Raw genomic sequence first — 13182 nt, forward strand, 5'->3', positions numbered from 1 at the left:
CGTGGACGGCTGGGATACGATGAACTCATTCACTCGCGTGCTTCCGTGATCGTCCACGATCGCGCTGAAACAGCGTCTGCGATCACGTCGAAACGGACGTCCACGATCGCTGAAATGCGCACGTCGAGCTCGGGCGGGACGACGAACTTTTCGAGCGGCCGGATGTCGGTCGCGGCAGGCACGAGCGCGTTCAGCTAGTGCCGGTAGACCCGGCTGCGCGCGATGGCGACGTGCGCCCCGAGGACGAGCCCCGTCGACTCGGCGTGCTCGCGCAGCCAGTCGACGATGCGCTGCGCCTTGGCGGCGCCGAGCGCGGGGATCCCGGCGTACCAGCGGCGGCCGATGCCGTTGATCCGGTCGGCGAGCTGGGCCAGCGTGAAGATGTCAGCCGCCTCAAGATGGCCGGCGAGCACCGGGTTGAGCCAGGCCGCGACGCCGTCGCCGGCACGCGGCGGCTGCGCGACCAGGCTCTCGAGCCAGCGCAAGGCCTCGAGCTGGCGCCGGATCAGCCGACCTCGACGGTTGAGGCGCTACGTCGCGCTGCCGTACGCCTCTTCGAAGGCGGCGATCTGCTCGCGTTCGGAGTCGTCTTCGAGCCCACGGCTGGCGGCGAACTCCTGCAGGCTCGGCAGCTCGGGTGCGGGATCGGCGATGCGGCTGACGTCGAGGCGGACCAGCCGAGCCGTGCCGAGGCGGTTCTCGGGGGTCGCGGCGGCGGCGAACTCGTCGCAGATCCAGCTGACGGTCGAGCGCACCAGCCGCAGGTCCGTGGACTCCCCTTCGATGCGCAGGTAGCGCTCCCAGCTGGCGCGCAGATCCACGCGCTGCACGAACGCACGCATGAACGCGAAGTGTCCGACGTGGAGCTTGCGACGACGGCGGGTAGCGGGCTTGGGGCTCGGCAATGCCATCTCGCGCCCCTGGGACGAGCCGTCAAGCAGCGCCGGCTCGCTCACTGCGCCAATCCCCGCAGCGCCGCGGCGAGGTTCAGCCGCGCCTGAGCTTCCAGAAGCTCGCGTGCGGCTTTGGTCGCGTAGATCCGCGGCCGCGCCAGAAAGCCCTGGAGCACGCGCTGCCGTTGCACGCGGTACTGAACCAGCGGAACCCACGCGTACTCCTCGCGGATCGCGTCGTCGTAGGCGGTGAACCGCTCGGGCGGGCTGCCGAGGATCGCGAGGTCCACGTCGAGGAGGAGCTCCGCGTCCCTGCCCTGCCCCTGCACCTGCGAGCCGTGGCACGTCGCGATCACCAGGTCGTGAACCCGCTGCGCCGCACCCACAGCGACGCCGGCGCTCACCAGCGACCGCGCCGCCCAGCTGGCGCTCTTCAGCTCGTTGTCAGGGCTCTTTGCGTCGTGGACGGCATCGTGGAACCAGAGCGCGAGCGCGACCTCGCCCGGGTGCTCGCAGGCGCCCTGCCAGCGCGAGAACAAGGCAAGGCATTCCCGCAGGTGCCGCAGATCGTGGTACCGGCGGTTCGGCTCGGACCAGGAGGTCTCAAGCTCGTCCAGCAACCGGGGCGGCGGCGGCACGGCAAATGTCGCCCACGCCCCCCTCCAGGCCGCGCGCGCGTCGTCAGCCGCTAGCGGCGCCGGAAAGTCCCGGTTCATGAAAGGTCAACCTGATCAACCACTTAGCGAATCATCGTCAAAACCGGCGCTTTGTCGAGGCTCTTGGGGATAAATGATTTACGCGTTAGTAATCATTTACCTTCTCCGTCAGCACGCCTGGTGGAAAATAGACGCCACTCGTTTCTTACCGAACGCGTCAGCGACTGGACATGGACGGTGGGCGACGCACCGCGGTGCACCGCATGAGTCCGTTGAACGGAGGCTTTGCGCGCGAGGCGCCCGACTTTGAACTGGTTGCGGCCACCGCAGATTTGATCGCCTTGATCAGGACATCGATGTTGTCGCCATGAGCCACGCCCGGCATGAGTCGGATCGTTGCCTGGCCGCGTGAATCCCGGCTAACCCGTCCGACGACTAAGTCACGGGCGCGAATCTCCCGCTGTGCGTCGGAACTACCGCGTTGCTTCCCGACAAGCGCGGCCACCACGGCAGAAGCTGAAAATCTTTCTGACTGGCGGAGCTTTTCAGCTCGTCTAAGCACACCCTTACGATCGGCTTGAAGGGCCGTGTTGATTTCCTCCGCGTGGCGGAAGTTGAGCTCTCTAGGGGGCTCCGAAAGCACTGGACGATGGGGTCCGGGAGCTCGGCGACGTTCAAAGCCTTTCGGACCGAAGTGTGCGACACCCCGAGGGACTCCGCGAGCCGCCGCTGGGAGGGAAACATTTGCTCCTCTAGCGCCCGCTGGTACATCGTGCCTTGCTCCCAAGCGGAGAGGTCGGCGCGCTCGCGGTTCTCCCGGTCCATAGCTGCAAAGAGCTCCGCCTCAGACATCGGCTCTGTCCATATCGCGGCGAAAACGGGCAGGCCCAACTCGAGGCAAGCCCGGTGGCGCCGATGGCCGAATAAGATTTCGTACAGCTGGTCCGACGACTCGACTGGGCGAACGAGGATGGGCTGAACGTTGCCACTCGCATGTTCAATGTCCGCCTTGAACCGAATGAACTCGGGCGTTGTAAACGCTGCGTCGTGGCGGTTGGCCCAGCGACTCGGCTTGACGGTCGTGGGGTCAAGCTTTCTGGTGGGAAGCGAGTCCTGGTAGCGCTCCAGTTGCTGCTTCAACCGCAGAGTCTCGCCTTCAGCGGCCAGGATCTGTCCGCGAAATGCCAGCTGTTCTCCAGGGCCAGTCTTCTTCCCTGCGGGTCGCGGCAAGACCGCTGGAAACCTGGTTTCCACCTCAGGCGCGGGCGTTCGGGTGGACACCGTCTGATCGTGGCCGGGTGGCTCTAAAGGCCCATCGGCCGCGGCCCCCATCAGGTCGGCGGTCAGTCGGGAAAGGCGGTCACGTGAGCTCATGGCGTCTTCCTTTGATGTTCAGCTTGGTCAACGGGCCACTGTCGCGGAACGTGATCGCCACGTCTCAACAACGGAATCCTCGATGAGTTCGACGAACCGGTCGTACGCGTCGGCAGCTCGTTTGTAAGTCTTTGCCGATCCTTCGTAGGGTTGAACGTCGTACACAGTCGCAAACTCGGCGGCCTTGTTGCTGGTGACCGTAGTTTTCGGGATCTCCACCGGGCGCATGTATTCCCCGTAAGTGGCAGCGATCCACTGGCGAACGGCGGGCGCGGCGACATCGGCTTAATAGACCCGGCTAAGAAGCACATGTAAGAAGTCGAATTGCTTCCCGCGACCCGCCTCCTGCTGGTCGAGATTAGCGCCGAGATCCCCCAGCAATGACCAGAACTGGGCAGAACTCGCGAAATCGAGACCGCTGGGGGGGACCGGGACCACGAGCCCATCCGCCGCCCATAGGGCATTGATCGTTACGTACGACAGCGACACCGATAGCACTGTCCTGATAACCGCACGATCATCCCGACCAACTTTCTTCTCGTACGACACCCGCCCAATACCTCAGCTCGCGGAGCTACGTCTTTGCACAGCGCGCGCACACGCCGACACGTTGACGTAGACAAGCTCTCCGATCTTGTAGTCGTCAGCCGATGCGACAGGAACGGCCACCTCACGGCTTCGGCGGCCCGTTCCATAGCGAACCAGCGCCCAGCTCGATCCGGCCGTGGCTTGTGAGGTCCGTGCCGACTCGCAGCCGGGAATTAGATGCGGCGCCAACTTCTCGAACGGTTCGATCCGTTTGACCTCTGCCTTGCGCCAGCCCTCATAAAAGTCATGGCGGCCTTCGGAAGACGTGGTGCAAGCCGATGCGGCCGCCGCAACGCCCGCCCACAGCGCTACACGCATCCCCCATCGCGTCGAGGTGCCAACAGCCGGTTTTCCATCACGGCTCGTCGGCATGACCGGGGCCGTCGGCTGCAGCGCGGCGACAGGCTGCTCACGCAGCCTGCGCTCGATGATGTTCTCGAGTCCCCCACGATCCAGGCACACGCCTCGGCATCTGACGCAGTAGTCGGTCTGGCGGCTGGTCATCACGAGTTGGGTTTCTGTGCAAACGGGGCATTGCATGTCGGCTCCTTTGCCCTTCAAGACCATGTTCGCATATCACGCGAGCCTTATGGCTTAGCCCGGCTGCGCGACGTGGCGGGTTGGGGCCGCTGGTGTCGCCTCCCTTTGTAGGCAAGCAGACGCTCGGCGTTCGAAACGCCCTCGACGATCACGAGCTTGTGGCGCCTAAGGAAGCGACGCAGTTGCTGCATAGGCAGCCCTAACGATCGTCGCATGCCCGCCCCGCCGCACCCGAATCGCTTTTCGCAAATCGTGACAGCGCTACCCCGCTTCGTCCAGCCCACTCGTCCGAGATCAAGCCGCCTGCAGCTGGCGCGCTGGCGGCGTTCGGCTGCCGCCCCCCAGGCGATCCGTATGCTCCACTGTTCTTACGCACGACAGAGGCCCACGTAGACTGCGTCCCACGGTTCATCCTCTTCCGCGGCAAGCGGCATCCGCGGGGAGATCGGCGCGCAGGACGTGGGCACGTTCTGAGCTACCTGGCGACCGAACGGCAGTCTCCGCATCGACCCAGCCGCACGCGCGCTCAGCCCTACTCTTCGGCGGCAGGCGGGCGCTCGACGTTCAACTTTCCTCTCTGGACAAGCTCGCCCACCCGCTCCAGGGGAAAACCTGCCTGTACTGCTGACTGTGACGGGGTCCGTCAGTTGCCCCAGCAGATGACCAGCATACAGGGACTCGTAGCCTCTCCGCCCACTGGACGGGCTCGGGCTCAACCGCAGGATCTGATCGCGCGGCTTGGTGCCCAAACGCAGACCATATGGCCGACTGGCGCCCGCCCGGCGAACGAGGACTGTGGGCTCGGTGATCAAGGGGCTGCTCGCTGACTTGCAGCGGTGGGGAGCAAACGCCGCCGTACGCTACATGCGCGGGATCGCCACGCGCGGCGCAAGGTCGGCCTGAGCCGCCGCGCCGTGCTGAAAGACAGGCCCGGGGCCGCCGCTCCGCGTGTCGCTGATGGGCTCGTTCAAACGCTGCACCTGGTGCTGCTCGCCAGGGTCGGGCCTCTGAGGCTGTGCCACGTGTTCACTTTGCTGCCGCCGCGGCCTCCAGGCTGATCGTGGTGGAGGATAACTGTCATTATCAACAGTGCCTTTTACTACCGTCCCGGCATCGAAGGTCGGCGGACGACCCGTCCCCGAACCCAACCTCCCACCAACATCGAAGTTGACCTGAGGCCGGTTTCGAGCAGAGCGGTCGCTCGCGCTTCGAGGCCGAGTGACCCAGTTCAGGCTAGAGCCGCGTGCCCCCGGGAAGCCGTTGTGCGCATTTGCAGGTCTCATGCGATGCAGGCTGAGGCGGCCATCGAGTAGAGTCAGCGTCATAGCGGATGAATCGAGGTGGGCTCATGCACAAGCGTCGGTTTATGAGCGTTGCGATAGTCGGCGCCGCCGGACTTGGTTCCCTGCCGTCTCTCGCCGCGAGCCGCACGGCCGCAAGGAGCCAGCCCGGGCCCACGTTGCTCACGGTCAGCGGCGCGATCGGAGCAGGGAACCGCGGCCCGTTCGACCCAGTCCTCGATCAGCTGATGGGCAAGCAAAAGCTAGGCTTCGTCCGAGCCCAGACCTTCGACTTCGCTGCGATCACAGCGCTGCCCTCAGTGCTTATCAGGCCCACCCTCGAATACGACGCCAAGCCGCATGAGCTCTCGGGGCCCTTGCTGATGGACGTGATAAGGGCATGCGGCGTCAGAGCCAGTGAGAAGACTGCGCTCTTCGTTCGAGCGATCGACGGATACGCTGCGCACCTGTCGGCTGCAGATGCCGAGAGGCGCCGCTACATAGTCGCCACGCACCTCGACGGTCGACCCATGGCGCTGGGTGGCCTGGGACCCCTTTGGACCATCTACGACGCCGACCGTCACCCGGACATGGCAGCCAAGCCCCTGCCGGATCGCTTCGGCTCGTGTCCGTGGGCGACGTACCACATCGACGTCAAGGAGGCCTGAGCGCTGCGAAAGACTCCAGTCCGCTACTCGCCCCGCGCCACCGCGGCAAGGTACGGGCCTGAGAAGAGTTCGGGATTGGCGGCGCCCTGGCGGCCGGCGTTTTCTACCCGCTGACAGGTTGTCGGCTGCCGCGCATGATCGGGTCGCTGGTAAGGAGCCTGAGCTCGGCTTCAGTAATTGCGAACGCACGACGGTCGCGGAGGGACAGGGAGTGAGCGCCTTATGCGGCTGTCCGCTTCGCGGCCGAGCGATACGACCAAGGTAGGCACGCAGTCGACCCGAGAGGAATACCCAATGTCCCGGCGGGCCGCATTCAAGACGATTGATTCACGGAACACGGCATAAGGCCGTGCGTCTCCACCTCGTGGGGAGCCCTTCATTCGTAGCTGCGCGTGCCCGATCGGACGCGCTCGCCATCGCGCTCGCGTCCGATATTAGGGGCACACCGCAGCCCGAGCGCCGAAGACGCCAGCCACTATGCCTATTACGGCGCCAGCCGCGACGGGAATGGCTGGTCCATAAGAGGCCATCAATTGCGCGAGCTGGTTGCGCGACTCCCAGAGTGGCTGCGGAAGCAGCAGATAGGTCGCAAAGGGGGCGCCGGCGGCGACGACGAGTGTCGAGAACGCGGTGGCAGCCGCGGCGGCGCCGAAGGCCTTCGACTGCCCTGTGCCCCGCATTTTCGCGAGAGCCTGCAGTGCGAGGAACACGACCAGCGTCCACAACTGCGCACGGCCATCGAGGATGGCATCGATCGCGGGCTTCGCGGCGGCACCGTACCACTCGCTCAAGAACCGCCTGATCTCGCTGGGGCCGTAGGCAAAGTTGGGGTCGCTGACGGCGACAACCATCGTCCGCGTCGTGCCCATCACCTCGGTGGGACTGAACAGGAAGAGGCCGTTAACCGCCACGACGATCGCCGCTGTGGCGAGGCCGCGACGCAACCCGACACCCCCTGGCATCACCCGGTCGACGCCAAAGAACATGGCAACGGTGATCGCATTCACCGCCGCAATCGTCGCGACAACAGCGGCCTGGAGTATCCAGTCGAAGCCGCTGAATGCCAATGACCCGTTGACGATCATGAAGACACTGAGGGCAAGGGACGCTGCGAAGTAGCGATACTTCGGTGTGAAGAGCCGGCGGGGTTGTTCGAGCAGCGAGAGGCGCTCGTCGGCCGTGAGATGGGCGACGCGGGTACCGATCCAGGTCCGCAGGAGATGCCGATGCGATGACGCCCGGACTCCACTCGCGTTGCGAACGGTGCTCGCAAACATTCCGAGTCCGCCGAGTGCCATCGCGGCGCGCAGGTCTGCCCTGAGCTCGGTCAGCATAATAATGAGGGCAACGTAACGCAGCACGAGGATCATGCTGACATAGCAAAAGACGAGGTCTCGTGCGATGGTCGTAAGATAGGCGACAAACGACGGACTGCGCTGATCAATGCCCGCAAGGTCAAAATACTCAGCGAGCATCGAGACGAGAGAGATCACAGCCGCGGTGCCGAGCAAGATCAGCAGCGTGCGCCGGTAAGCTTCCACGAAAGCCGCAAACGACCGGAATTGCGCTAAGTCACCACCAGCGAGGTGGGCCATCTCGTGGAGAAGAATCACGCTGGCCAAGCGCTCCTCACCCTTGGACACCTGATCAATGAGACCGGTGCTTAAGGCAATGGCCGGACGGCCTTCTGCTTCGGTGACACACGCAGACAGGCCGGTAGACGCAAAGCAGAGGACTCGAGGGGCAGGCTCCGGGTCCGCGAACATTTGGGCCCACAGACATCTCACCTTGCTCTCGAGAAGAGACCGCAGTCCCGCGGGCACCTCGCGAAAGCGCCGATCGCTCCAAGCGTCAGGCAGCGTTCTAAGCGATCGCCCGCGCTTCAATGCAGCCGCGAACTGCACCGTGAACACCACGAGTCCCAGCAGGAGGATCGCAGCCGCCACGGCAAGGAAGGTGCGCCCCTCAAAATTTACCTGCGCTACGGGCTTGAAGTCGACGCCCAATAGCGCCGCTAGGCGGCGAGCGAGCCGATAGGCGTCGACGACCGCCTGATGGATGAGAAACGTCAATCCGCCCAGGCTTAGCACCGGCACGACCATGCCGAAGAGGACGAGCTTGTAGGTGGCGAGTTCGATCGCGACGGCGCTCAGATCGCGTGGCGAGTCCACCGATAGCGATCGCTTCAGCGCTGGCCCGAATCTTCGTTTCTCAGGACCGGAGTGATCGCGGCGAGTGTCGGAGCAAGATCAGCATCGGTCACATTGTGCTTCGCCGCGGACGCCTGAATCGCCGCCTTGATCTTGGTACTGATCGCGGCTCTGCCAGGGCCCGCCACATCGGACTTGAACTTGGACTTCAGGTAGTCGATTGTCTTGTCGGCCAGCCACTTTCCGGCCTTTTCCTCGAGTTCCTTGAGGTAAGCCCCCCAGAACACCTTCAGCCCTTCCACCACTGCGACAGCGACCAGCGAACCGGCCACCTCCACGCCAAAGTCGCCGGCGCGCGCCTCATGTTTGGTGACGGCGGTCAACGCCTCATCCAACCCGGCACCTTCTGCAACTCGTTCCGCCACGTCCTCTAGCACGAGTTCCTGCGTCGCATCGCCCGCCGCGGCAGAAAGCTCGCGTCCGAGCCAGAGCGCCATCGCGTCTTGGTGAGTGACCATCCGCATTGCCCTCGGTGAGAGAGGAAGGACCGGGTCGGGCGGCATGCTCCGGCCTGGGTTAGGAGTGAATGATGCCACCCCAAAGTTTCACTTACCACCCACGGGTGACTGAGTTCCCGCTTGCGTCGCGGCGGTGGCGGCGAGGAGGCGCGCGCCCTGCACCGGTTGCAGGCGGCCGCGGTCCTACACAGCATTACCCTTGGTCTCCGTGCCGGGCAGAAGGTGCTGAACCTGAGAATGCTAGGGCGCGCGAGGGCACGGCACGACAGCCGCTGTGCGCCGACATTCGACGGCTTCAGCGTGCCCGCCGCTGGGAAGCCGACGGCCGCGAGTGGCTCTTTAAGGGCCGTCCAGAGACGGTGGCGACCGGCAGCTTGAAGGCAGGCCAGCGTGGCGGACGGATCCCCTCGCACGGCTCCGTTTGGCGTGCGCAGCAGGGCACTTCAAGGTCCGCCTCGATCGAGAGGCGCATCCCGCACCTGGTTGATTCGCGCACGGTCTGGTGCGGAAGTCACCCGTGCTGGTCCCTGGCGCTCCTTGGTCGACCAGGCCGGCACGTCCTGCAGGAACGATTTGATCGAAGCCGCCAACCTGAGGTTGCGCGGCTCTCGCGTCGCAGCTAGGTCCCGCCCGATCTGCATCCAGGCCCTTAGCGCCTCAGCACGCGTGTCTTTGGCCGGAGCGTTCGACTTCGACACTGGCCTGTGAGTCCGTAGCCGTCCGTCCTCGGCGGCCTTGACACGCCAGATCGGCTCATAGTTCCGGCTGTGCCCCCGCGTGGCCTGTCGCGTCGCTTCCGCCTCGATCCCTCTCTCCCGCAGCTTCTCCGCAAACGTCTCGCGCCAGCGGTGTAGGTCGGCCTTGCGAGGGTTCAGGCGCTTGCCGTGCTTGGACTCAGCGCGGACGCTGATGTGCACGTGCGGGTTGGCCTGGTGGTCGTGAAGCACCATCACGTACTTGTGATCGGTCAGTTCCACCCGTGCGAACTCGCGCGCCGCCCACTGCACGCTCAGCGGGTCGGTTCCGCGGGGCATCGAGAGCATGATGTTGTATGCCTCCCGGCGCTCAGCAACGTCGGGGATGTACGAGCCGCCAAAGCGCCAGTCGTCGGCGATCTCCCGCAGCGCGCCCTTGCCCCGCATCTGCTCGCTCCGCTCGTCCTCCATTTCCAGGCGACCGTTCTTGCTGATGTAGCGCAGGTGCGCGGCAATGGCCCGCATGCCCCGCCCTCCGCCGGTGACCTTGACCATCACCTGAGGCGCGCGACGAATCGCTGTGGCCTCGATGCGCTGGCGGATCGCCGCAGCGCGCTGGCGGGCCCCTTGTTTGAGACGCGGCTGGTGGCCTGCGCGGACGGTCCTGTTTCCAGGGTAGAAGAGCCGATCACCCCACTGGATCAGGACCCCGTCGATGTTGGGCGGCTGTGCCATGAGGATCTCGAGGTCAATTGGGGGGCTGGGGCGGTGCTGCGCGCTTGCTCCGGAGGGGCTCCAGCTCGGCAAGGGCGCCTGACGCGAGCACCAGATGGCGTCGGACATTCGCAATCAGCGCGTCAAGTACCGCGCGGTACTCCTGTGGCGCCGGTACGCTGCCGCCCCGGAGCAGGGCGCTTAGTTGACCAACGCTCCGGCCCAGCGTGGCGAGCTCGGCCGTGGAAGCGATCAGAGCGGCACGCTGCTCGCTGCGGCTTGTAGCGGCGGTCACTGCAGGCACTGTAGCGATCAGCGTTGCCACGTACTCACCCGGCGGCACCCCTGCCCGCTGGGCGCGTGCCCGCAGGAGAGCCGCTTCTTCGCAACTCATGCGAAGGAAGACGCGCGCGCGACCGCCGCTAGCGGAATCTTTGCGCAGCGCAGGCACGGCAACGTCGCCCGGCTCGCCGCCCCCCAGTGCAGTCGAGATCACCTCGCGAACGAACTCTGACGGCGACTGCCCGGCGGCCTTCGCGCGCTCCAGGAGCGCGGCCCTGAGCCCACGAAGATCGACCGTGATCCGGTCGCGTGACAAGGCTTCCATACCGAGTCTCCTGACATGCATGAGCGTGTCGGACAACCGGCGCCACCGGCGCCTATCCTGCACTCACCAATGCATTCAGTGTCTCCTCCAATTGAGGTCTCAACCGAGACGAAAATCCGCTTTATTTCGTCGCCGGGAAACTGGCCGCGATCAAAGTGACAGGTTGCCTGACCCGCCCAGCGCTGACCGGCCTCCGATCCAACTGTCAAGCAGCTTGACACGGCGCCGCCCGATCAGCGCGCACCGCGTCTCGCAGTTGTCTCAGCCGGCGACGAATCCCAGCAGCTTCAGCGAAGCCGCAGGAGCGCTCATACGCGGACCACCGGCCAGCGGTCGAACGTAGAGGTGCCCTTCTTTTGTAGGCGCCGCAGTGACGACCAACTGGTAGTCCACGCCATCCATTTCGACGTGAAGGCGCTGGCTGACTTGCGGGCGCCCGCGGGCGAGGCGCAGGGACTTTCCAGCCGCTGCGGGTTCCGTCGACGGTGACTCGTCGACAGGGTTGGGCTCGTGCTCAGGCGACGTGTTTGGCGTCAGCGTGGGAGACTCAGCCTCTTCCAACTGCGCTCGCAGACTCGGAAGGTCTTCGCGCGTGATGTGGTCCTTGCTTCGCGCCCAGGCCTCGACCCTCTCGGGATAGTCGCCGTACAGGCGGCGAAGCTCGTAGAGCTCAGTCATACTGGTACACCGGCCATCTCGGTAGGCCTGCATCAACCATTCGGGGGGCTCGATCAGTGCCCGCGCTAACGTGACGTACTGGCGGCTTCGTCCCAGCCTGCGCGCGATCTCCGCTTGGCTGTCGCCAGCTTGCAAGCGCCGCTGCACAAACAGCGATACCTCCAAGGGCCTGAGAGCCTCGCGCTGCTCGTTCTCGACCATCTGGTCGTAGCTGTCGCCAGTGCAATCGATGAAGGCTGGCACCTCCGTCAGTCCTGCGAGTCGACTCGCCCGTAGCCGCCTGGCACCGAAGTTCAGCAGCCATCGCCCCTCTGCATGCGCGTTCGGCCGAACTGAGATCGGCTGTTTCACGCCGCGCTCACGGACTGTCTGCGCCAGTTCCTGCAGCGCGTGCGCATCGAACTCGCGGCGCGGCTGCTCGGGATCTTCGTCAATACTGTCGATCGGCAGCATCAAGGGCTGGCCGGATTGCACGATCGGAGTATCCAAAGCGGCTAAGTCGTCAAGGCGCAGTGGCATGGTTGGCCTCCAGGACAGTCTTTGTGCCGTTCACGAAGGCGGCAATGCGCGCGAGGCTTGGCTCGATCTCGTGCCAGGTGTCGCGGGCGGCCGTCTTCTTCATCTCCCACAGTACGGCGCCTTCCGACTGAGCCTCGGCGATGCACGAGCGGCGCGGGATCGATGCGAAGGCGCCAGGCCCTGCGCCGAGGCGAATCAGCAGGGCGTGATATCGCTGCACCACTTGGACGAAATTGGCGCGCTGGTATGGTGTCGGCTCGACTAGTGTCGGCAACAGGCCGATCAAAGTCAGCTTGGGATTCAGCACGGCCTTGATCTTGCGTAGGCCGACACGCTCGTGATTCAGCAGACCGGCGACGCCGTCCATCGCCTCCTGGTTGAGCTGGATCGGCGACAAGGCAAAGTCGGCTGAGGCCAGCGCGGAGATGACCCGAATGTCTGGGTTTGGGTTGGTGTCGACGATGCAGACATCGAAGCTGCGATCGACCTTCGCGAGGAAATCCCGGAACTGGCGCGCGAGCGGCGTGTGCTGCGCCGGCTGCCGCTCAAGGCCGAGCAGCGCCCGGCCGCTGGGCACCAGCACCTGCGGCCGGTCTGGCAAAGCCGCGAGCGGCCCTGTCATCAGAGCATCGGACGTGATGCCCGCAACGGCCAGGCGGCCCGACTGCACTAAGGGCGTAGTCAGATTCCCCTGGTGATCCAGGTCGATCGCCAGCACGCGATGGCCCTTGTGGGCCAGGTAGTGCGTCAGCAGGGTGGAGACGGCGCTCTTGCCGACACCTCCCTTCTGGTTGCAGACAACGAGTGTCTTCATGCGATAGTTCTCTCGAAGCGCGGGCCGCGCAGCACTGGCCTGCAGGGTGCGACGAGGAGGCACAGCCCAACGCCGCGCCCCCAAACTCGATGATCCGATCGAAAGGAAGCCCGGCGCGCGACGAAATTTGGCTGTATTCCATCGCGCCCCGGCCGACCAAGCATTGGCACGCGCTCGGCCAATGATGCTTAGGCGGCGCCGAAGTCGCCTTCGCCGACGCGGCTGTCAAGCAGCTTGACAGCGCGGGCGGCTGGGCAACCCCAAACTAGCTTGAAGAGAGAAGCTGACGCCCGCCGAGTAGAGCGGCTTAGCGCTCTATGAGGCGTCGAGATCCGCCGCCATGGCTCGATCACAACAGGCCTCATTTGCGTATTTCAGCCCATCGTAGACGCTCGTTTCAGCCGATCGTAGACGGCGTTTCAGCCGAACGTGGACGCCATTTCAAGCTGATCGTGGACGACGTTTCAGCCTGATCGTGGACGATTGCG

14 protein-coding genes are annotated in these 13182 nt (G+C 65.0%); 1 reads left to right on the top strand and 13 read right to left on the bottom strand.

The features are described 5' to 3' along the window. Positions 1-29 precede the first annotated feature (29 nt). The 7 genes from HQN59_RS25380 to HQN59_RS27165 all read right to left on the bottom strand — a co-directional run bounded on the left by HQN59_RS25380 (position 30) and on the right by HQN59_RS27165 (position 4051). Positions 30-182 (bottom strand): hypothetical protein, encoded by a 153-nt coding sequence (locus HQN59_RS25380; RefSeq protein ID WP_176071938.1) that lies wholly within the window; start codon positions 180-182, stop codon positions 30-32. A 12-nt stretch (positions 183-194) separates the two neighbouring features. Continuing rightward, a complete protein-coding gene (locus HQN59_RS25385) occupies positions 195-485 on the bottom strand; it encodes a phage integrase family protein (protein WP_176071939.1) in 291 nt (96 codons plus the stop codon). Positions 486-530: 45 nt separating this feature from the next. Further along, on the bottom strand, positions 531-842 hold the full coding sequence (locus tag HQN59_RS25390; RefSeq protein ID WP_176071940.1) for a hypothetical protein: 312 nt from the start codon (positions 840-842) through the stop codon (positions 531-533). Between the two features lie 110 nt (positions 843-952). Continuing rightward, on the bottom strand, positions 953-1609 hold the full coding sequence (locus HQN59_RS25395) for an HD domain-containing protein (RefSeq protein WP_176071941.1): 657 nt from the start codon (positions 1607-1609) through the stop codon (positions 953-955). 375 nt (positions 1610-1984) lie between these two features. Then, positions 1985-2923 (bottom strand): ParB/RepB/Spo0J family partition protein, encoded by a 939-nt coding sequence (locus HQN59_RS25400; protein ID WP_176071942.1) that lies wholly within the window; start codon positions 2921-2923, stop codon positions 1985-1987. Between the two features lie 27 nt (positions 2924-2950). Then, entirely contained in the window at positions 2951-3142 is a 192-nt protein-coding gene (locus HQN59_RS26460; protein WP_246295176.1) for a hypothetical protein, read from the bottom strand. Between the two features lie 342 nt (positions 3143-3484). Next, the gene (locus tag HQN59_RS27165; RefSeq protein WP_425342776.1) at positions 3485-4051 is read right to left on the bottom strand and encodes a TFIIB-type zinc ribbon-containing protein; all 567 of its coding nucleotides are present in this window, start codon (positions 4049-4051) and stop codon (positions 3485-3487) included. A gap of 1348 nt (positions 4052-5399) precedes the next feature. Here HQN59_RS27165 and HQN59_RS25415 point away from each other — a divergent pair. After that, entirely contained in the window at positions 5400-5999 is a 600-nt protein-coding gene (locus HQN59_RS25415) for a putative pterin-binding protein (RefSeq protein ID WP_176071943.1), read from the top strand. 434 nt (positions 6000-6433) lie between these two features. On the opposite strand, the gene HQN59_RS25420 is transcribed toward HQN59_RS25415, so the two are convergent. From HQN59_RS25420 to HQN59_RS25445, 6 genes are all read right to left on the bottom strand, one after another. Then, positions 6434-8170, bottom strand: a complete 1737-nt coding sequence (locus tag HQN59_RS25420) for a M48 family metalloprotease (protein WP_176071944.1) — start codon at positions 8168-8170, stop codon at positions 6434-6436. 14 nt (positions 8171-8184) lie between these two features. Next, positions 8185-8646, bottom strand: a complete 462-nt coding sequence (locus HQN59_RS25425) for a hypothetical protein (RefSeq protein ID WP_176071945.1) — start codon at positions 8644-8646, stop codon at positions 8185-8187. A gap of 464 nt (positions 8647-9110) precedes the next feature. After that, the gene (locus HQN59_RS25430) at positions 9111-10097 is read right to left on the bottom strand and encodes a relaxase/mobilization nuclease domain-containing protein (protein ID WP_176071946.1); all 987 of its coding nucleotides are present in this window, start codon (positions 10095-10097) and stop codon (positions 9111-9113) included. A gap of 13 nt (positions 10098-10110) precedes the next feature. Then, positions 10111-10683 carry a hypothetical protein gene (locus HQN59_RS25435; protein ID WP_176071947.1) on the bottom strand — a complete coding sequence of 191 codons (573 nt, stop codon included), beginning with the start codon at positions 10681-10683 and terminating at the stop codon, positions 10111-10113. Between the two features lie 261 nt (positions 10684-10944). Beyond that, a complete protein-coding gene (locus HQN59_RS25440) occupies positions 10945-11880 on the bottom strand; it encodes a ParB/RepB/Spo0J family partition protein (RefSeq protein WP_176071948.1) in 936 nt (311 codons plus the stop codon). Then, complete coding sequence (locus tag HQN59_RS25445) at positions 11864-12694, bottom strand: ParA family protein (protein ID WP_176071949.1); 831 nt, start codon at positions 12692-12694, stop codon at positions 11864-11866. Before HQN59_RS25445 ends, HQN59_RS25440 begins: the two co-directional genes overlap by 17 nt. Between the last annotated feature and the right edge of the window lie 488 nt (positions 12695-13182).

It is taken from the genome of Rhizobacter koreensis, from assembly GCF_013366375.1.
GTDB classification, from domain to species: Bacteria; Pseudomonadota; Gammaproteobacteria; order Burkholderiales; family Burkholderiaceae_C; genus Schlegelella_A; species Schlegelella_A koreensis.

Bases quoted from the DNA above. Each gene is read 5' to 3' on its own strand.
- HQN59_RS25440 (WP_176071948.1), bottom strand. From the start codon at position 11,880: ATGCCACTGCGCCTTGACGACTTAGCCGCTTTGGATACTCCGATCGTG.
- HQN59_RS25425 (WP_176071945.1), bottom strand. From the start codon at position 8,646: ATGGCGCTCTGGCTCGGACGCGAGCTTTCTGCCGCGGCGGGCGATGCG.
- HQN59_RS25430 (WP_176071946.1), bottom strand. From the start codon at position 10,097: ATGGCACAGCCGCCCAACATCGACGGGGTCCTGATCCAGTGGGGTGAT.
- HQN59_RS25390 (WP_176071940.1), bottom strand. From the start codon at position 842: ATGCGTGCGTTCGTGCAGCGCGTGGATCTGCGCGCCAGCTGGGAGCGC.
- HQN59_RS27165 (WP_425342776.1), bottom strand. From the start codon at position 4,051: ATGCAATGCCCCGTTTGCACAGAAACCCAACTCGTGATGACCAGCCGC.
- HQN59_RS25415 (WP_176071943.1), top strand. From the start codon at position 5,400: ATGCACAAGCGTCGGTTTATGAGCGTTGCGATAGTCGGCGCCGCCGGA.
- HQN59_RS25400 (WP_176071942.1), bottom strand. From the start codon at position 2,923: ATGAGCTCACGTGACCGCCTTTCCCGACTGACCGCCGACCTGATGGGG.
- HQN59_RS25395 (WP_176071941.1), bottom strand. From the start codon at position 1,609: ATGAACCGGGACTTTCCGGCGCCGCTAGCGGCTGACGACGCGCGCGCG.
- HQN59_RS25445 (WP_176071949.1), bottom strand. From the start codon at position 12,694: ATGAAGACACTCGTTGTCTGCAACCAGAAGGGAGGTGTCGGCAAGAGC.
- HQN59_RS25435 (WP_176071947.1), bottom strand. From the start codon at position 10,683: ATGGAAGCCTTGTCACGCGACCGGATCACGGTCGATCTTCGTGGGCTC.